13 protein-coding genes are annotated in these 19573 nt (G+C 59.1%); 9 read left to right on the plus strand and 4 right to left on the minus strand.

What is annotated here, in order from left to right; all coding sequences use genetic code 11:
- Nucleotides 1-15 precede the first annotated feature (15 nt).
- The 3 genes from N688_RS14150 to N688_RS14160 all read right to left on the minus strand — a co-directional run bounded on the left by N688_RS14150 (nt 16) and on the right by N688_RS14160 (nt 4121).
- On the minus strand, nt 16-948 hold the full coding sequence (locus tag N688_RS14150; protein WP_052889888.1) for a DedA family protein: 933 nt from the start codon (nt 946-948) through the stop codon (nt 16-18).
- A gap of 91 nt (nt 949-1039) precedes the next feature.
- Entirely contained in the window at nt 1040-2821 is a 1782-nt protein-coding gene (locus tag N688_RS14155) for an MptA/MptB family glycosyltransferase (RefSeq protein ID WP_052889889.1), read from the minus strand.
- A gap of 133 nt (nt 2822-2954) precedes the next feature.
- Nucleotides 2955-4121 carry a mannosyltransferase family protein gene (locus tag N688_RS14160; RefSeq protein ID WP_052889890.1) on the minus strand — a complete coding sequence of 389 codons (1167 nt, stop codon included), beginning with the start codon at nt 4119-4121 and terminating at the stop codon, nt 2955-2957.
- Between the two features lie 968 nt (nt 4122-5089).
- Between N688_RS14160 and N688_RS14165 the strand changes: the two genes are divergently transcribed.
- From N688_RS14165 to N688_RS14205, 9 genes are all read left to right on the plus strand, one after another.
- Entirely contained in the window at nt 5090-6724 is a 1635-nt protein-coding gene (locus N688_RS14165) for a Na/Pi cotransporter family protein (RefSeq protein WP_052889891.1), read from the plus strand.
- Nucleotides 6725-7153: 429 nt separating this feature from the next.
- Complete coding sequence (gene cmr1, locus N688_RS14170; protein WP_052889892.1) at nt 7154-8221, plus strand: type III-B CRISPR module RAMP protein Cmr1; 1068 nt, start codon at nt 7154-7156, stop codon at nt 8219-8221.
- A gap of 21 nt (nt 8222-8242) precedes the next feature.
- On the plus strand, nt 8243-10375 hold the full coding sequence (cas10, locus tag N688_RS14175) for a type III-B CRISPR-associated protein Cas10/Cmr2 (RefSeq protein WP_052889893.1): 2133 nt from the start codon (nt 8243-8245) through the stop codon (nt 10373-10375).
- Nucleotides 10359-11549, plus strand: a complete 1191-nt coding sequence (locus tag N688_RS14180; RefSeq protein ID WP_052889894.1) for a type III-B CRISPR module-associated Cmr3 family protein — start codon at nt 10359-10361, stop codon at nt 11547-11549. The genes cas10 and N688_RS14180 overlap by 17 nt, the downstream gene beginning before the upstream one ends.
- 1 nt (nt 11550) lies before the next feature.
- Nucleotides 11551-12522: a type III-B CRISPR module RAMP protein Cmr4 gene (gene cmr4, locus N688_RS14185; RefSeq protein WP_052889895.1), complete on the plus strand. Its 972-nt coding sequence runs from the start codon at nt 11551-11553 to the stop codon at nt 12520-12522.
- A gap of 50 nt (nt 12523-12572) precedes the next feature.
- Entirely contained in the window at nt 12573-13148 is a 576-nt protein-coding gene (gene cmr5 / locus N688_RS14190; protein ID WP_052889896.1) for a type III-B CRISPR module-associated protein Cmr5, read from the plus strand.
- Between the two features lie 294 nt (nt 13149-13442).
- Entirely contained in the window at nt 13443-14513 is a 1071-nt protein-coding gene (cmr6, locus tag N688_RS14195) for a type III-B CRISPR module RAMP protein Cmr6 (protein ID WP_052889897.1), read from the plus strand.
- Between the two features lie 443 nt (nt 14514-14956).
- Complete coding sequence (locus N688_RS14200; protein ID WP_081838854.1) at nt 14957-16711, plus strand: aldehyde dehydrogenase family protein; 1755 nt, start codon at nt 14957-14959, stop codon at nt 16709-16711.
- A 335-nt stretch (nt 16712-17046) separates the two neighbouring features.
- Nucleotides 17047-17457: a nuclear transport factor 2 family protein gene (locus N688_RS14205; protein ID WP_052889899.1), complete on the plus strand. Its 411-nt coding sequence runs from the start codon at nt 17047-17049 to the stop codon at nt 17455-17457.
- Nucleotides 17458-17642: 185 nt separating this feature from the next.
- Here the strand turns inward: N688_RS14205 and N688_RS14210 are convergent, their stop codons facing one another.
- Nucleotides 17643-19112, minus strand: coding sequence for an outer membrane protein assembly factor BamB family protein (locus N688_RS14210; protein ID WP_052889900.1), 1470 nt, complete (start codon nt 19110-19112; stop codon nt 17643-17645).
- Between the last annotated feature and the right edge of the window lie 461 nt (nt 19113-19573).

Consider the following 19573-nt stretch of genomic DNA (forward strand, 5'->3'; position numbering starts at 1 on the left):
TGCCCCCAAGAGAACTTAGCAATCTTCGCGCTCTACCGTCGCCCTCCCATCGTTCTGCCCCCAGGAAGCTGCCGCCTCTTCACCTGAAGCAGGCGTTTCAGGATCAGCTCCGGCGGAGGCCTCCAAGGGAGCCGAGGCGTTCTCTGTCCGCGAGGCCGCCGCGAGCGCTCTCTCCCGCTGCTCAAGAGGGGCAACCTCATCACTACGGCTCTCTTCCTCCTGATGACCCTGAACGCGAGCCGTCTGCCGCTGCCGGACCAGGCGAGCGCGGCGCAGGCGATAGAGCAGCAGGGCCACCAGGCCAACGACAACCAGCGCCAGCGCTCCGGCCCAGCTAATGGCCCGTGCCAGATGCTCGACAGCCGCAAAATTGTCGTGAAAGACGCGCCCGGCAAAGTAGCCAAGCAGTCCGAAAACGGTCGCCCAGAGCACGCCACCGGCTGCGTTGTAGATCAGGAAGGTCTGCCAACGCATCCGATTGACACCGGCCAGAAAGGCCGCCCAGGCCCGCAGCACGGCGATAAAACGCCCGAAGAAAACTGTTTTGTCTCCGTGACGAGCAAAGAACTGTTCAGCGCGATCCAGATGCTCAGGCTTAAGAAAGATATACCGCCCGAAGCGCTCAACCAGCGGCCTGCCGCCGTGACGTCCGAGCAAATATCCTAAATTATCGCCCACAATGGCCCCCAGCGCGGCACAGGCGATGACAAGAGGAATTTGCAACTGGCGATCGACCCCCGCCAGAAACGAGGCCAGCAAGAGCATGGTCTCCCCAGGAAAGGGAATGCCCGAGCTTTCAATCATAATAAAGAGGGCCACTGCGGGATAGCCCCAAACATGGAGTGCATCCTGTAGCGTCTGCAGAGAGATCAGGGCAGCGACGACCCCCAAAACCAGGGTTGACCTGCTGGCAAGACTTACCAGCGCCAGGCGCGACCACCAGAACATGCATCCTCCTTCGCTTCTGCGGCTTCCTCACACATCAAACAAACGACCGTGTACCGGGCCAGTATACGCCGTGGTCCGGCTCAAGACAACTTCAAGAGCCGGACAGGGGTCGCTGGAAACCACCTTGAGTGCCCTGCCGTTGGCCCCACCACCAGCCTCCCAGCCAGGTCAGCCCAAAGGCCAGAAGCGGAGGGGCAACAGCGCTGAGGCCCATCCAGCCAATCCAGCCACCACCCGCCGGCATGTAGCCACGAGAGAAATAAACGGCAAAGGCCGAGAGGGAGAAAGCCAGCACAAAGACTTGTAAAGCATACTCCAGCGCTGCTGAGCTTCCACGTTCCGGCAAGGCGGGCGGAGCCAACGCGACAAGCCAGACCAGGTACCAGGGGAAAAACCAGGGAGTCACCAGAAAGATTGCCCCCATCGTCAGCAGCGCCCCCAGCGCCCAGCGCTCTAGCCGCGGTTGCTCCCAGAGCAGCCACAGGGCCACTCCCAGAGCCATCAGCAGGGCCAGCCCCTGCAGCAGATTCCAGGTACTTCGCTGTCCTAAGAGGTCGAGCATCTGCCCTGTCCAGCCCCCCAGCGGCTGCCGATGATAATACCTCCACTCCTGGATGGCGCGCAGGATCGAAAATTGACCCAGATCACGACTCGTCGAGGGCGGGGCCAGCAGGCTGACGACGATGTCATGGAGACTGTGACCGAGCCAGAAGGGAAGATAGGCCAGCCCTACCAGCAAGACCATGCAGCCAAGCGCCAGGAGCAACCGGGTGAGCGCCGGTCTCCAGCGCAGGCGCAGCGCCAGCAGCAGCTGCCGGCTCCCGTCGCGCTGCAGAGTACGGAAGAGCAGCAGGCACAGGAAGAGCAGCACCCCAAGCAAGGCTGTAAACTTGATGAGGACTGCCAGCAGCATAGCCACCAGGGCCGGCAACCAGTAGCGTACGCGCTCTAGACGGCGGCCCTCGGGATCAGCACAGCAGCAGCCTAGCAGCAGACAGGTCATCATCAAGACATCGTTATGGGCTCCCAGCGCACTCTCAATGAGCATCAGGGGATTGAGACCATAGAGCACAGCCCCTAGTGTGATCACGCGCTGTGAGCGACCCAGGGCTCGCAGCAGACGGACGATCAGCCCCATATTGAGCAGGTGCGCCCCCAGCGCCAGAAGACGAAAAGCCAGCACATAAGCCGGCGCATTGCCTCCCAGGAGCCAGCTCAGGGCCGCACAGACCATCAGCCAGAGCGGACCATAGGCCGCTACGGCGGTCTTCCAGTCGTCCAGCGAGGTCAGAGGATCACCCGGGAAGGCAGAGAGCGGCACAAAGTAGGGATTGGCTCCATGCGCTACCATGACCCGGCCATAGCCGGCATAGACAAAGATATCGTGCGAGAGCATCCCAGGCGCCACCACCAGTATTCCCCCACTGACAAGGAGCACTCCGCCCACGAGCCACAGCACCCCCCGGCGACGACCCGCCGTGGTGGCCAGCCTCCAGCTCAGCCACAACAGGGCCAGATAGAGCACAAAGAGGACGATAACCAGAACATGAAAGGTGAGATCGGCTCTATCCACAAAAGGCAAGAAACGCGCAAGGGCGTCCGCCAGCCTGGCAGGCAACCACAGTCCCAAGGGCCTGAGCGCTCTCCCCGGGAGCTGACCGGCGATCGGATGCCCAGCCAGCTGCTCCAGGGAGGCAATGGCCGCTGCGACGATAGCCAGATAACAAGCAAGGAGCAGAGCGACGCCCAAGAACCCCAGGCCGGCCCGCGGCGGTTTCGCACGCCCTACCCGCTCCTTGATTGGATTGTTGTATGTCAACAGCGTCTCTGTCATAGATTGCGTCGTGAGTAGACTGAAACTGTAGATAGACAAACAACCGCCTGCTGCCAGGATTCGCGCAGAACCAGAGCAGCAGGACGGCTACCAGAAACTCGCTTCGCCGACCGCTCACCACACCTTGCTCATACCGTTCTCATACCGTTCTCACACCGTTCCCATACCGTTCTCATACCATCCAGAAGCCCTGGATGAAAACGATGGTCAGGGTGGCCAGCAGCGGCGGGAAGATCAAGGTGATCGCCTGATGAAGGCGCCGATGCTCGCAGGCCAGGGCCGCCAGAGTCATGAAGCCTGGGAACATCTCCAGAACAAAGCGCTGGTTAGAGATCAGCGAGTCGGGCTGATTGATGCTTGGCTCTACCAAATAGAGTAGCAGCAGGGCCACCATCCAGAGCGTATAGCTGAAGCGCAAACGACGCCAGCCCAGCACCGCCAGGACGATAAAGCCCAGGGTGGCACTGAGATCGAGTACGAGATGGACCGAGAAGAGCGAGCCGGCAGGCTGCAGCCAGAATAGCTCTACCAGCGCCTTCCAGATGCCTTCCCAGGGCCAGACGGTGCGATGGGACCAGCGATATTGTACTGCCGCGAAGCTGAAAGGTGAATGGAAGAGATGCCAGCAATAGAGACAATAGACGGCAGTACCCAGCGGAATTAGCACTACTGGTAGCGTTCGTAGGATGAACGAACGCCATTCACCCCGCTCTGGAAGCAGCCCGAGGCTGTTGCGAGCGGCCCAGGCTTCCCAGAGGAAGGGCAATACAAGTAAGATGCCCGGCGAGCGAGTCAGGGAAGCCAGCATGCCCAGCAGCCCGGCCAGCCACCAGCGTCGTCGGCGTAAGGCCAGGAAGCAGCCAGTTACCAATAGCAAAAAGAGCGATTCATTATAGGCGGCAAAGAAGAAGAAGGCCGTCGGGAAAATACAGAGGTAGAGCAGCGTACGACGGCTGACTTGATCGCCCAGGGCCTCGCTGGCAAGCTGATAGAGCGTGAATAAAGCGCCGAGCAGAGCGAGATTGCTGATGAGCATGCCAAAGAGGAGATACCCGTGATTTCCCACGAGATGGGCACAGATAGTCATCAAGAGAGGGAAAAGAGGAAAGAAAGCACTGTCAAAAGGACTACGATAGCCAAACTGAGCAATCTCCACGTAGTGTACGGCATCCCAGCGCTTCCACGACATGGCCGCCGCCACCAGGCTCACCGGTGGCGCTATATACTGCGGTGGTCGCGGACCATTGAGCAGCGTGTAGGCGAAATAGGTGACCAGGATGAGCGCGATGCGGGTCAGGATAAAGAGCCAGAGAATGTCGGCGGTTGGCGCACGTTTCATAGAAAGTGCTCTTTTCTCCTTCTGTATAGCAGATTACAGGATTACTCTTCTCCTGCTGTCTTTCTCCGCTTCCTTGCTGAGGTTCACTGGTATAACGAACAACCTATGCAGATAGTCAAAAAAGGAAGCCTTTCTTACCATGTAGGCGATGCTCAAAACCCCCATAACAGGTGCACTCTCGATCAAAGAGATACTATTTCAACGGTATTTATTCTATACAAAAATAAAAATTTTTTCTTTCTACATCTTCCAAAGATTTCTTATCGGATACTTCTTTCTAAGCAATTCTCAGAAAAATACCTATTATATACCATTATCTGAACTTATCCTTTATCTTCCTTGTTCCTTGAGATGCTCTGACAAATAGAGAGGCTGACTGATCAGGTGAGCTAGCGAGGGAAGGCCCGAATCCCTGTTTCTAAACGATCTCAGTTCCGCCAACTGGCAGAGAGCGGAGAAACAGTCTGGCCCGCCAGCGCCAATCTACTTATAACCTGCGCTGCTTGGGCGCTAGAAACGTACGCTTCCCTCTCAGCTTCGCCGCTTCCTCTTGCGATCGTCGTCTCCGCATGCTATAGTGTATTTAACATTCTCTTAACATAAGGTTAATATCAGCTTAACACTTCCCCAGCCACAGCACAGCCGGGCAGCGCCGCCCGTGTGGGCACAGCGGGCCAGGGCATCAGGTGGGCCTCAGAGCTACTGGCACCAGGCAGAGCATGCCTTCAGAGCAGAGCAGCCGGACACAGCGACGAGCACAAGGGTCGGTCATGGCGCGCCCGCGCCGCTCCAGACAGCATCACGTGCAGAAGGTGAGTCCACAGCCCACCTTTCGATCTGCTAGTTTATCTGCTTATCCACGCTTGCGCCATCAGAGCGGCGCCTGCCAGTGTGAGCAATTGCCTGCTTGTAGGCTATCCAGGTTATTTTACTAAACTCAAGCAATGGGAGGGGAGAGAGAGCAAGCAATGGCAACGACAAGCAATCCGACAATGGTTGTGGGCCTGTTACTGGGCGGGGCCCTATTACTGCTCTACGGCCTGCGCCTCCTGTCGGAGGCGATGCAGCGCGCAGCCGGTCCGCGCCTGCAGAAGGCCACAATGGCGCTAGCACAGCGCTCTTTCATGGCTTTCGGCGTTGGCGTCATCGTGACGGCCCTGACACAGAGTTCGAGCGCGACCTCCTCGCTGCTGGTAGAGCTGGTGAACGCCGAGCTGGTTCCACTGACAACGGCCTTCGTCATGATCTTGGGCACTAATGTCGGCTCCACGCTGGTCGTGCAATTGCTTGCTTTCCATGTGGCCGACTATGCCATTCCCATTGCCGGAGCAGGGGCCGCCCTGGGACTGCTGACCCAGCATAAGCCCCAGCGCGACCTGGGTCAGGCGGCCTTCGGCTTTGGGGTGATCTTGCTCGGGCTGGCGGCGCTGCAGGCCGGCAGTGCCCCGATTGCGGCCAGCCCTGTTACCGCCGAGGTATTGCGCGCTTTGATGGGGGCCCCCCTGGTTCTGGCACTGTTGGGCCTGCTCCTGGCTCTGGCCTTCGCTTCGAGCGCGGCGGCCATCGGCCTGGTGCTGGTCTTGACGGCTAGCGGCGCGCTCTCTGTCTTTGCCGCTCTGGCCCTGCTCTTCGGGGCTAACATCGGCTCAACGCTGACGGCTCTGCTGACAGCCATCAGTCGCCCGTCGGTCACAGGTCGCCGCCTGGCCTTGCTGCACACGGGCACGAAGTCGCTGGGAGCAGCCATTGCTCTGGCTCTGCTGCAGCCGCTGACCAGCCTGCTGGCTCAGCTCGGACTGGAACCTGCCTGGCAGGTAGCCCTGACCCATCTGGTCTTCAATCTGGCCCTGGCCACGGTCTTTGTTCCGCTGGCCGCCCCAGTCACACGCCTGGTGACCGCGCTCTTGCCAGAAGAGGAGAATCATTACGAGCAGCCGCCAGGGCCACGCTATCTTGATCCTGAGGCCCTGGCTTCGCCGGCGGTCGCCCTGGGTCAGGCAACGCGCGAGGTGCTACGCATGGCCGATATTGTGACGGAGATGCTGCGCCTGTCAATGCTGGCCTTCGAGAAATCGGATGCCCGTGTGCCGGAGCGCATCAATGAGCTGGATGACCAGCTCGATCACCTCAATGCAGCCATTAAGCGCTATCTGACGCAGCTCGATGAGAGTCGCCTGACCCGCGAGCAGGTCCAGCGCGAGCTGGCGCTCCTCTATATCATTACCGATCTTGAGGCGATCGGCGATATCATCGATCGACAGATGATGCGCCTGGCACGCCGCAAGCAGCGCCGCCAGGTTGCTTTCTCTGAGGAGGGCTGGCAGGACCTGCTCAATTATCACGATGAGGTGACGGAGGCTCTGGAGCAGGCCCTGGCTGCTCTGGCTGCCCAGGATACTTCGCTGGCCAATGAGTTCTTTGTGCGTAAGGCGGAGCTGAGTAAGATGAAGCGCCAGCTTCATCTACGCCACGTGCGCCGCTTACAGAGCGGCCTCTCTCCAAGCTGGGAGTCGAGCGCTATTCACCTTGATCTCTTGAACGCTCTGAGTCGCGTGCTGTCCCATGCATCGAACATTGCGCATGCAGTGCGCGGCGACCTCTGAAAGAGATAGTTCCTTCTCCCTTCTCTCTGGCTGGCGGAGCGGCAACGGTCAGCCCGGCCCGGACAGAGCTGTCCTTGCTGCTCCGCCACGCTCCTCTCCTGCCGCATTGGGCTTCTACTAGCAGCAACCTACTCCGATCCTTCTCCCTTTCACTCTTCGTTTTTCCATGCAAAATCAATCCGGCAGGCTTTACACAAGAAAGGTCGATAATACAAGCGAATAGTCCTTTTCAGCTAGTCGTTAGCAATTCGTCTAACAAGGGAGTAGTCTCCCGACAGAGGGAGATGTCTTCACATTCCGCATTCATCAAAGGTTGTGAGGAAGTTCATAGCTTCTGAGGTGGCAAGGCTGTAGTGTAAAGGCTATCATCAGGCAAAGAGAGTGCAGACTCTCCTCTACGATTCTTTATCATAAAGTGAGTTTTAGCCAATGTTAAAAGCAACGTTTGAGATCGAGGTCACAACCCCGCTCTTTCTGGCAGGAGCCAATCAGGCAGAGGCAGAGCTGCGCCCTCCTTCGCTCCGTGGAGCTATGCGCTACTGGTATCGGGCACTGATTGGCGGGACTACCGGAGGTAACCTGGATAAGGTGCGCCGGCGCGAGGCGCAGGTGTTCGGTGAGACTGAGTACGGGTCGCCAATCAGGGTGCTGATCAGTCATGGTGATACGCTAAAGATTAAAGGATCAGCTGAAAGTTTCAAGCTTCACCAATTAAAAAAGGGAAAAAAAGATCTCTCTCAGGTCCTCGCACTCGTCTCCGGTGAGGAATACCTCCTCTGGCCAGCCTTAATTAGTGGCAAAAGAAGCTATTACGACGTAGGGAGCAGGTTTTCTTGCCACCTTTCTATCGCTAACCGCGCTCATGGCCAGGATCATCCTTCCAATGAAGACCTTCTGCTCGAGGCCATTGCCTCTCTCTGGCTCCTAACCAACCTTGGCGGACTGGGCGCGCGCTCTCGCCGCTGCGCTGGCAGCCTGCTGATTACCAACTTTGACCTCGGCCAGAGTGGCCTTTTGCCAGGCGACCTTACAAAGGCTTTTGAGCGGGCTAGCTCTATCTCGGATTTACAAGACAAAATTACCCTGGGCATAAATTCTTTCAAGAAAATTCTATCCAACAGCGATAATGATCGGAAAGCAGCTTTTTCTAATACCAGATTCGATATAATACATCCAAGCAAATGCTCAATATACATCATCTCTCACAAAAAAGATTCATGGATCAGTCATAAAGATGCTCTAGAACACATAGGAAATACATTAAGGGGATATTATCACAGGCCGGAGCAATCCAGAAAGGAAGCGTTCTCACACCCTCTCGCTACTGTCAGAAAAGGGCGCAAAACTTCGCCTTTGCACCTGCATATCACAGCTCTAGAGAAGGAATATGTCTGCGTCGCTACGCTCTTTCACCATAATCAGGTGAAAAACTACTCTCATGATGTGATTCTTAAGTTCTTAGAACATTTCAAACTGACACCCATTGCTTTCTCATAGATGAAGGAGAAGGGCCTGCTTATGACTCAATCTTACATGCTCATCTTCGCCCTGGGGCCGGTGCAGTCATTCATCGCCCAGGCGCGCAAGACGCGCGATCTCTGGCTGGGCAGCTTCCTGCTCTCGCGCCTGATGGAGGCGGCCCTCGCCACTGTGCCAGAGGAAGCGCGGGTCTTCCCGACTGACTCGCGCATTGACCGCAGGCGCTGGGTACCCGATCTGCCCAATCGCTACGTCGCGGTCTTCTCTCCAACGGCGACCCAGCCTGACCCCCTGGCAGTGGCCCGCCAAACGGCTGAGCAGAGCGAGCGAGCAGTTTACGCCACCTGGCAGCAGATCTGCAGCGAGGTCTACCAGCAGCTCTTTGGCGGCAATGGCGCTGGTAGGGAACATGACGAGATACTACGTGCCATCTGGGAGCGCCAGACCAATCCTCAAAATCTTTTCGAAATTTACTGGGTCATTGTCGCCAACACCGATGGTCAGGGCGCCACGCTGGAGTATGGAGCCTGGTTTAAACGCGCTTCCCAGGCACTCGATGCCCGCAAGAGCCTGCGCGATTTTGCCGCCCAGGATGAGCCTGGCGAGAAGAGCACCCTCTCCGGCGAGCGCGAGGCTTTGCATACCCGGGAAGGCAACCGACAGGAGATCAGAGAGTTTTGGACACAGGTAGCGGACAAACCGGGGGTTTCGGCCAAGGACCTTGCCTCGGATGGCTCTGAACGTCTGGACGCCATCGATACGGTGAAGCGCTTCGCTCTGCTCTCAAAGAGCCTCCTCTCAGGTCCCAGGGATGGCTCTCAGGCGCCGAAACAGGGCCTGGATTTTCCTTCAACCAGCACGATGGCCGCCGCAACCTTTATTGAGCGGCTGTTACCCTCCCAGCCATCCCAGCACTCTCAGCAAGCACCCAGCAGAGAAATTGAGGAGGCCGCGAAGCGCTGGCAAGAGATTACTGCGCGCCTGAAGAGGGAAAAGCCCCATCTGGCTCTTCCTTATCTGGAACAGAAAGCCCAGCAGGCTACCTACTCCTGGCTCAAGGATGTTGACGGCGAGTGTGCTTTTGTCGAAACTTTTACCGCCCAGCGGCTGCGCACGAATTACCGCGCCCTGGTCGAATCGCAGCCGCGGCGCTCTCGCAGCGAATGGGTCATCGAGGACCCAAGCTATCTCAGCAGGGCCCACGAAGTACTGAGAGAGCTTTACCGGCTCATCGGTGCGCCAAGTCCTTACTACGCCTTGCTGCAGATGGATGGCGATCAGATGGGCACCATTATCGGCGAGGTCCAGAGCCAGGAAGATCACCGTACCATCAGTGGCGCGCTCTCGACCTTCGCGCGTAAGGAGGTTCCCCGCATCGTCGAGGACGAGCGCCCCGGCAAACTGATCTACGCCGGCGGCGATGATGTGCTGGCCTTCGCACCGCTGGCGCAGATCTTCGCTATGGCTTCAGCTCTGCAGCAGACCTATCGCGAGATCGTCGGGTCGAGCGTACAAACGGTCTCCAACGGGACGAGAACGGCTACGGTCAGTATGGGCATCGCCATCGCGCATCACCTGATGCCGCTGACACTGGTACGCCGGATGGCACGCGAGGCTGAGGAGCAAGCGAAACAGCGCTATGGCCGCAATGCCCTGGTGGTGACGATCCTTTGGCGCTCCGGTACCACGCTCTCCGCCGGCTGTCGCTGGAGCTATCCTTTCTCGGAGAGTGGTTGGTTGACGATGCTCCCGCTGCAAATTTTTCAACATGGAGTGAACCTTTTTGCTGAGGATATGCTCTCGCCACGCTGCCTGGAGATTCTCACAAGGGAGCTGCCAGGGCTAGAGGGCCTGCCAGAGGAAGCACGCTGCAGTGAGATCGCGCGTGTACTGAACCGTCAGAACACTACTACCCTGCAGTCCACCAGGAAGCCATCGCAGAGCCTGGCCCACGACAAGACACTGCAAGACATTGCCAGCACCGAATCGTTCACCAGGTTCATGCCTGATGCCCTGGCCTATGCCCTGGTCCGTCTCGCAGCTCTCATGGAAAAGAGTCACCCTGGCGCCTTCTCCGGCCCCGACAACTCCGGCCTGAAGGAGGTTCTGAACTGGCTGCAGATTCTGGCATTTCTCGCGAGGGAGACAGGAAAGAATGTATCTCTTCATTGAGCCGCATGAGACGCTCCTCTTTCGCAGCGGGCGCCCTTTCGACGCGGGCGAGGTGGGCTTTGCGGAATCGCTCTTCCCACCTACCCCCGAAACGCTGCAGGGGTCGCTGCGGGAGCTGATCGCCCGCCACTGGGACCAGCGCAAGAGCCTGCCCGAGCTCCTGCGCGATCCAGCGCTGACAGCCCTGATCGGTAACCAGACAGGCTACGGTCGTCTGCGCATCAGGCTGATCGCGCTTGCACGCCGTCAGAGGGCGCCGAACGGCGCTCAGCGCTTTGAGCTGCTCTATCCTATGCCCGCCCATTTGCTGCGCGGACCTGGGCCACAAGGCCAGCCAACCCGCCTACTGCGCTTGAAACCGGCCTCGCCCGCCGGAGTCTCGACGAACCTTCCCCAGGGGTTGCAACTGCTCTATCCTCAAGGCCAGGAGCAAGAGCAACCACTCGGCAAAAGCAGCCGGTTACGAGGCTGGCTGACGGCACCGGGTCTGGAGGCGGCGCTGCGCCCCGATGGTCAGCTGACCGACGCCATGTTTGTCCCCGCCAGCGAGATCTATGAGGAAGAGCCGCGCACGGGAATCGCTCGCCAGGAGCGCACACGTACGACCGAGGAGGGCATGCTCTATACCATCTACGCTGTGCGCTTGCGGCCCGGCTATGGCTTTATGGTCAATCTGCGCCTGGCTCAGACAGCCGATCCTCTCAGCGATCAGTTGCTACCTGACGAGCAAACCGCTTCGCTCTTGCGCCTGCCCCTGCCCCCAGCGCACTTCGCCCATACTCTGGGTGGCGAGAGCCGTCCTGTGACCGTCTGGCTGATTGATCCCCAGGCTACACCGGTGCGGGCCGCCGCACCTCAGACGCCAGATCACCTGAGCGGGCAGCGGCTCCTGCTTTATCTGGCCACCCCAGCGATCTTCGGAAAGGGCTGGCAACCGGAGCGCTGGCCCGCAGATCTCGGCGCGCCTATTGCTGCGGCTATCGGTGGCTACCAGTGGATCGGCGGGTGGCAGATGAACCCCAGCCATCACGGTGGTCAGAGCAAGATGGCCCGACGCTGCGTTCCTGCAGGAAGCGTCTACTTCTTTGACAAGAAAACAGATGGAGATCTCTATCAGCTAACAGATATTGGCAAAGAAAGAGGATACGGTACGATTCTTAAAGGAGCCTGGTGAAATGATTACAGCAACGAGCATGATGTACATCTATACAGAAACGCCTTTGCATGCCGGCGTGGGTAGTGGCCTGAGCAGTGTTGAGTTACCGATCCAGCGCGAGCGCCATACCCAGTACCCCATGATCCAGGGCAGCAGCATCAAAGGGAAACTGCGCGCCCTGATCGCCGATCAGTGCGGCAGCAACGCCGACAGGCGGGTCAGGGCGCTTTTTGGCCACGAGCGCGAAACTCAAGAGACAGACCGGCTTCACGCCGGGGCCTTGATTGTCGGCGATGCCCGCATCCTGCTCTTTCCCGTGCGCTCTCTCCAGGGAGTTTTCGCCTACACCACGTCTTTCGACATCCTGGAACGCTTCAGAAAGGATCTTACCCACATCCACCAGGAGCAGACTTTTCCGCAGTTGCCGCCGACCCGACTGAAGAATGGCCAGGCGCTTGTGACTGAGCAATCAGAGATGATCACCCCTCAAAGCGGCCCCGGCTTGCTGCTGGAAGAGTTTAGCTTCGAGGTGAGCAGGAGCAAACAGGTGACCAGCGTAGCGCACTGGCTGGCAGAGCACGCCCTCCCCTTTGACGGCTATTGGGCAGACAAGCTGCAGTCTTCGCTGGTCGTTCTCTCCGACAACGATTTTCGCGACTTCGTGCTCTACTCAACCGAGCTGATCACGCGCATCGCCCTTAATCAGAGTACGAAGACAGTCGAAGAGCGCGCCCTCTGGACAGAGGAACATCTGCCTGCGGATACCCTGCTCTACGCTCCTATCTACGCGACCAACGAACGACGCCCCATTGAGAAGGACCAAGAGCCACGTCATGGCCTGGAACTGCTCCAAGAGGCCCAGGCCCTCAGTCAGCAGCAGGCTGGCCCCTACCTGCAGCTCGGCGGCGACGAGACCGTAGGGCGAGGCTTCGTCAAGGTGCGCTGGAGTCCTCCAGTCCCGCTCACTGGCTCCGCTACAGGCAGGCCCTAAGCTATCGTCCTTTTTCTTAGAAAAAGATAACAACATAATAGGTGAATTAAATGATAGAAGAGAAACAACCCATACGGCGTCTGTTAGAACAAGAGCGCGGCAGGTTCGCCTGGAGCTGTATTCAAGAGATAAAGAGTCTCCCTTCAGCAGAGCTGCAGGCCGAATATCGCACGCGAGCCTTGACCTTTAACCAGATGGTGCAGATCAACGGCCTGGGGGCTACCCTGGGTTTTCTCAGAGCAAAAGCGATTGAAGAGAAGAAGAAGAAGAAGACAGCTGATCAGAAGGCATCTCCAGATCAGCCTTCGGCGGAGAGCACTCAGCAAAATCAGCAAAGACAGCTAAAATCTTATGGTTACCTGCTGAAGCATCTTACCGAGTGGATGGCCAAGCGTGGGTTTATTCCCCCCATCGAAAAGAAGAGCGAGAGGTGGGAGGACGAAACGCAAGGTGACCAGGACAAGCAAGTGAACGCCCTCCTGCTCTGGATCATTCAGGAGGCCAGCAGCAACGATTACCGCCGCGCAACAACCGAGTGTCTGGCCTTCGGCGACTGGTTGCGCCGCTTCGCCGAGGCCGAGCTGGAGAAAGAGGAGAGCAAGCAGTCTGCCGAGTCCGGGCAGTAGGAACGGAGAAGTGAGACGATGAGCCACCCACAGCACCGAGAATCAGGCTACGCGAGAAGGCAACAGCATCCCCCGAGAGGACCCAGCAGCCGCGATAGCCACACAACAGCGCAGGACGAGACACCGCTTTATCCATTGCCGCCGCGAGCTACAGAGTTGCTCAAAGCAGCGCTCCACAGAGAGAATAGAGGATCAGGCTCGTCGCAGGAAGTCGAAGCCAATCCTTCTGCTCAGAAAGGGAAGCCCGGCTCGTCCCAGCAAGATCAGTCCTCCTCACAGAGGGGAGACTACCCCGTGCTAGCCTGCCCCAACCTGGGGCTGCAGCTTCACCGCTACATTCCCAGCAGGGTTCTTCAGCTCTCGCTAGACCCCGATCGCAACGCGTCCCCAGCGGAGCGCCAGCGGTGGTTGCAGGCCCTGGCCCAAGGCTACCAACCCGACCGGGACCTCGCCACTGGCCTGTATCAGCGCTGGCAGGCATTCATCCACGCCTTAGAGGCCCGTCATTTCGAGGCCGAGATCGACTGGCGTATGGTCGTTGGCCTGGGCGGCAACTCTGTGTTGGAGACCGATCTGACCCTGCACCGCAACTACAGCCTGCCCATCATTCCCGGCAGTGCCCTTAAAGGTCTGACGCGCAACTACGCCACTCAAGAGGACTGGGAGGTCACCATCCTCGATGAGCAAGGCCAGCCCAGGCAGAGAAAGAAAGCAGAAGCTGATCTGAACCGTCTTTTCGGCATCCTTGATCAGGCCGGCAGCGTCATCTTTTTCGACGCCATGCCACTCAAAGGAGAGGCCAGGCTGGAACTGGACGTCATGACGCCCCACTATCCCGACTATTACCAGAAGAACAGGCCGCCCAGCAACGATCAGCAGCCAGTGCCAATCACCTTCCTCACCGTGGCTAAGACCACCTTTACCTTCGCCATCGCCCCACGTACTCCCACACCTGGCAACCGCGCCGATGCCGCCCTCGCTCTGGCCCTGCTCAAGCAGGCCCTGGCTGACTATGGCATCGGTGGCAAGACCAGCGCCGGCTACGGCTACTTCCACCAGGTAACCAACACGTCGGCCCACAACAGCGCCGACCCCGCTGACCCCCAGGAAGAGGAAGGCGAGGGTCTGGAGGAAGCGCGAGCCAAAGCCAGGGAACTGGCAGCCCTCACCCCCGAAGAGCTTCAACGGAGAGGAAGCCAGGATCTTCTGAGAAGCTTGACGCACATGCGCTCGTCTGCCGCACAACATCTGCTGGCCCGAGAGATCGAGCAGATTCACCGCCAGAAAGGGGTCGACCTTCAGAGGAAAGTCGCACTTTCCAACTATATCAAACAATTGCTACAACAGGAGAATACTAACCGATGAGCGCCACTATGACCAGGAGCCAGCTCACCATCTCCCCCATTGCCGACGGCCCACTAGTTCACGAGGACGACAGGCAATGATCGCTACCGCCTGATCCGTTCTCAGATTGAGCATTTCAAAGCGCCGCGGAGCCTCGATGTAGCTCAACTCAATGCCCCTGGCCGGTCGAGCCAGCCCCAGCCAGGGGTGCACCCCTCGCTAGCAGGGCTTTCTGCCCGCCTCGACTCTACAAGAAGAGGAAATACACTGAGACGGAAAAGCTGCAAGCAGCCGTGAAAAGAAAGCAAGAAAACCACATACACATCTTGCAAACAGATTAGCTTTCTTATTTACTCACTCCCTCATTATCCCCCCTCCTCCCCTTGTGCTGGCCTGTCACATACTGTAGAATGGCTCGTGTTAGTGGGTAGAGTGAGCCATGCTTTCGAATGGAGGTATAGTTTATGAGCACCAGCAGCACCCGACACGGCTCCCCTCACTTCCCCACCGTGAGTGGCAGTATTGCCCCATCCACGCAGCAGGACATGGATGCGGCTGTGCAGGCGCTGCAGGCCCACAAAGACCACTGGGTCGCAGTGCCGGTGCGCGAGCGCATTGCCATCTTAGAGCAGCTCCTCAGCAACTTCGTGGCCATCGCCCCGCGCTGGGTTGAAGCCAGCCTCAAAGCCAAAGGTCTCGCCCCCGACGAACCTGCGGCCAGCGAAGAGTGGGGGGCAGGCGTCTTACCAGTCATCAACAACCTGCGCCAGCTCCGGCAGTCGTTGCTTGACATCGAGCGCTACGGCCATCCCCGGATTCCCGGCCCGGTGCTGACCATGCCCAACGGCCAGGTAGCCGCCCGTGTCTTTCCCCAGAGCGCCTACGACCGCCTCTTTTTTATGGGCCTCACCGCGGAGATCTGGATGGAACCGGGGGTCAGCATCAGTGAGCTTCCACGTACCCAGGCTCTCATCTACCAGGACCGTCAACACAACGGGAAAGTGGCACTCGTGCTGGGCGCCGGCAACGTCGCCAGCATTGGGCCGATGGATATTCTTTACAAACTCTTCGTCGAAGATCAGGTTGTCCTGTTCAAAGCCAATCCGGTAAACGCCTATCTTGGGCCGCTCCTGAGTGAGGCCTTCCGCCCCCTGATCGATCGCGACTTCTTGCGCCTGGTCTACGGCGGCGCCGAAGAAGGGGCCTACCTCTGCCAGCATCCGGGCGTCGAGGAGATTCACATCACTGGCTCCGACAAAACCTACGAGGCCATTGTCTTCGGCCTCGGTCCTGAAGGGGCCCGGCGCAAAGCCGCCCGCCAACCTCTGATCAGCAAACGAGTCACGGGCGAGCTAGGCAATGTCAGCCCATTCATCGTCGTCCCCGGCCCCTGGACGGCGCGCGATCTCGCTTATCAGGCCGCCCACATCGTTAGCTCTTTAACCAATAATGCCGGCTTCAACTGCAACGCTACGCGCGTGCTGATTCAGCATGCCGGCTGGGAACAGCGGCCCGAGCTGCTCAATGCTATCCGGCGTCTCTTGCAGACCGTTCCTCCACGCCTGGCCTACTATCCCGGCGCCGGCGAGCGCCAACGCGCCTTCGTCTCCGACCATCCCGAGGCCGAGCTGTATGGACAGACCAGCGATGGGCGGCTCCCCTGGACCCTCATTACCGGCCTCGATCCCGAGCGCGAGGGCGATATCTGCTATACTACCGAAGCTTTCTGCGGCCTCTTCGCCGAGACCACCCTGGCCGCCGAAAGCATCGCCGACTACATCGATCAAGCCGTGGCTTTCGCCAATGAACGGCTCTGGGGCACCCTCAACGCCACCCTGATCGTCCACCCCGAGTCGCTGAAGACTCCCGCCATCGCCCACGCCGTCGAACGCGCCGTCGCCAACCTGCGCTATGGTACCGTTGGCGTCAACTACTGGGCCGGCATCGGCTTCGCCCTGGCCGCGACTACCTGGGGCGCTTTCCCCGGCCATGACAGCTACGATATCCAGTCTGGCATTGGCGTGGTCCACAATACCCTGATGTTCTCCCGCGCTCAGAAATCTGTCCTGCGCGGCCCCTTCCGCAGCACACCTACCCCGCTTTGGTTTGTGACTGAGGGGCGCAAGGCCCTCAAGACCTTTCCCAAATTGATCGAGTTTCTGGCCGCACCTTCACCGACGAAGCTCCCGGCCATTCTGCTCTCAGCCACCGTCGGCTGAGCCATCAGACAGACGGCTTCTCGCGGCGCTCGCTGGCTCGGCCAGCTCCGGCCAGCCCAGCGAGCACGCCCGGCCTGAGCCGTCGCTCGCGGCAGCGTTGCCCTTCCTACGCGACGAGTCGGTTGTGTCTTCTGTTGAGAATGGACACCATAAGCGTTCAGAGAGGCTAGCGCCTGTTTTATGACCGGAAATGTCACCTTTTTCTTTATCACCGACGTACCAGGAAAAGGATGACCATTGCGCTCTGGCTAACCAGGCAGCCTCTCAGGGAAGAGAGATGTCCTGTCTGAGATGTGCCAATCACAAGAATTTCATAAGGAGGAGGAGATCTTTACATGAGTAAGGCAGCAACGCTAGTGGCGCTTGCCTCGGCTCTGGAACAAAAGGATTATCAGCAAGCTGCCGCCTATCTCGCTGACCACTTCGTGTATTACGGAACTGGCACGCAGCATCTCAGCAAACCTCAATTTCTGGAGCTGCTGCAAGCGCTTCAGAGCGCTCTTCCCACCTTACGCTTCCACCTGCAACATTTGTGCGAGACAGGGAATCGCGTGACCGCTCATCTGCAGTTTGCCATCCTGCCCGTCCAATCCTTCCCCTCCGAAGGAGGTGAGCCGCTGGAGGCCGGACTGGAGTGCACTTTTGAGGGGACCGTTATCACGGGCCTTCGCGTCAAAGCCCCACCCCAGCAGAGAGCTGCGGAGGAGACGCTGCGTGCGCTAGAAGCCGCGCTTCGCCAGAGCTAAGGGAGTGCGTTGCAGGACGGTGTCGGCAACGCAAGCCGCACCAGGCCACACCAGCGGAGGAAACTGGGGCCACTGCAGTGCCGGAGCTTCCTCCGCCCCATCAGGCCGGCCTGGCCCCAGGCTCGTGTACGTTGCGTTTTGTCTCCCCCGGTCGCTCTCTTCTTCTCTTTTCCCTTCTTTGAGACTCAGGCAATGCCGACCGCGACCACTCCGCTCATCGTGCCAATAAGCAGGGTACGCCCCATCAGTGTCGGCGTGGCAAAACGCGAGGTTGGCTCAATCGAGAGACGAGCGCGGACCGCCCCCGTCTGACGATTGAGAGCATAGAGCGCCCCCGTGCGATCTACGACATAGACGGTATTGCCGCCCACAATGGGCGAGCCGTTGATGTTCGCCGGCGCCTGCCAGCCACGGACCATGCGCGGACCGCCGGCGATCGTCACCTGGAGCACACCGAGCGAACAGGGGAGATAGATGACATTGTCAACGCGCGCCGCCCCACCATAGGCATCGCAGAGCCGCTGCTCCTGAAGCTGTCCCCCCACTCCCCCTAGAGCGTTGGCGCGCAGGAGATAGGCAATACCCGATTTTCCAGCAATGAAGAGCAAGCCATTGGGTAGCAGGACCGGCCCCAAGGAGCTGAGGTCGAGATCGGCGGCGTTATCGCTGGCCCACTGGGTCGGCGCAAAGCCATCCTCAAGCTGGAGCGTGGGGGAGAGACGCAGCACTGAGTCACTATGATCCCAGTCACCCGAGGTGACAGCGCCATTGCCTACCGAGACATAGATGTTGCCTGACGCCGCAACCGCCGGACCGGCAGGGGCCCAGATACCACCCTCACGGGGCGTGGGAACAGTAAAGGTAAGCATGGCCGCTTGCGGATTGGTCGTCGGCACCGCCACAACACGCCCACGATAGTCGCCGCAGTCGCCGTAGAGTCCTCCATAAGCAATATAGATACGCCCGTTGGCCAGAGCCAGGGCGGCGCGCTGCTGGTGGACTTGCGGATCAGCACCCGGTGGGTCGACGCTGCGACTGAATTTGAGGACTCCACTGTCAGCGTCAACGCCAACAAGCATGTGCCGCGGCCCACTCACTTCGGCTACGGCAAAGATGAGGTTGGTGGCAGGATCATAGACCGGGGTACCGGTGATGCCCAGGGGATCGATATTGCCACAGGGCAGAGCCGCCAGCGGTACGGGCGTCCCAACCCTGGTGTGCCAGAGCACATTGCCATTGCTCGCATTCAGGGCATAGAGGGAGTCACCTTCGGTCGCGACAATTACACGCCCATGCACGACGAGGGGCTCGGCATAGACCGCCCCGTCCAGGTGGGTGGTCCAGAGCGAGACCAGGCGAACCGGATCAGGGACGCCGGCGATGTAGCCGCTGCGGGTGTTGTCTCGATGGTAGGTGGTCCAGTCGCTCCCTCCCCCCGTCACCGCGGCGCTGGCCGTCGGCGTGGGCAAGGGCAAGGACGGCGAAGAGGCAACCGTCGGGGTGGCAGTCCCCCCCGTCGTATTCCCACCGCAGGCAGCAAGCAGACAGAGAAGCAGTGCTACCAGCAGCAACCGCCCAGGTTTCCAGGGCCAGGTTCTTTCTCCTCTCAGTTCATAGACGTCTCTTTCCCGATCTGCGCTTCCTGTTGTGGACATGGATCTTTCTCCTTGCTGCGAGAGTGCTCTCATGGAGCACTTCCTTTTAACATCCGCCAATAGTACATCATTTCTCGACTTTATTCAGGCACCAACATATAGAAATCTATCTTTTATGATTCTCAAAACAGCAATGTATCCCATCGTTCCCACGCGGCAGAGCCAGTACTTTCGCGCAGGTAGGTAGAAGCAACCCTTGACGCAGGCAAGCAAATATGCTACCATGCATAACGTATCGCAGTGCGATAGGTTGCGCGATACAGTATCACACGGCGGAATACCTGGAGTGACAGGACCTCGTCGTTCCTCTCCATCTGTATCACGCGCGGGAGTTGGCCCTTTAACGGTGCCTGGCATGGCCCCGGGTCAGGGTGCGCAACCTGGCTCGCCAGGCAATAGACCGGTAGAGGGTCGTTTTTTAACCGCTCGCGTGTGGCGCGTCGCGACTCTGGCCCTTCTCA

Source organism: Thermogemmatispora carboxidivorans (genome assembly GCF_000702505.1).
In the GTDB taxonomy this organism is placed as follows: domain Bacteria; phylum Chloroflexota; class Ktedonobacteria; order Ktedonobacterales; family Ktedonobacteraceae; genus Thermogemmatispora; species Thermogemmatispora carboxidivorans.

Bases quoted from the DNA above. Each gene is read 5' to 3' on its own strand.
- cmr1 (WP_052889892.1), top strand. From the start codon at position 7,154: ATGTTAAAAGCAACGTTTGAGATCGAGGTCACAACCCCGCTCTTTCTG.
- N688_RS14160 (WP_052889890.1), bottom strand. From the start codon at position 4,121: ATGAAACGTGCGCCAACCGCCGACATTCTCTGGCTCTTTATCCTGACC.
- cmr5 (WP_052889896.1), top strand. From the start codon at position 12,573: ATGATAGAAGAGAAACAACCCATACGGCGTCTGTTAGAACAAGAGCGC.
- N688_RS14210 (WP_052889900.1), bottom strand. From the start codon at position 19,112: ATGTCCACAACAGGAAGCGCAGATCGGGAAAGAGACGTCTATGAACTG.
- N688_RS14205 (WP_052889899.1), top strand. From the start codon at position 17,047: ATGAGTAAGGCAGCAACGCTAGTGGCGCTTGCCTCGGCTCTGGAACAA.
- cmr4 (WP_052889895.1), top strand. From the start codon at position 11,551: ATGATTACAGCAACGAGCATGATGTACATCTATACAGAAACGCCTTTG.
- N688_RS14150 (WP_052889888.1), bottom strand. From the start codon at position 948: ATGTTCTGGTGGTCGCGCCTGGCGCTGGTAAGTCTTGCCAGCAGGTCA.
- N688_RS14165 (WP_052889891.1), top strand. From the start codon at position 5,090: ATGGCAACGACAAGCAATCCGACAATGGTTGTGGGCCTGTTACTGGGC.
- N688_RS14200 (WP_081838854.1), top strand. From the start codon at position 14,957: ATGAGCACCAGCAGCACCCGACACGGCTCCCCTCACTTCCCCACCGTG.
- cas10 (WP_052889893.1), top strand. From the start codon at position 8,243: ATGACTCAATCTTACATGCTCATCTTCGCCCTGGGGCCGGTGCAGTCA.
- N688_RS14180 (WP_052889894.1), top strand. From the start codon at position 10,359: ATGTATCTCTTCATTGAGCCGCATGAGACGCTCCTCTTTCGCAGCGGG.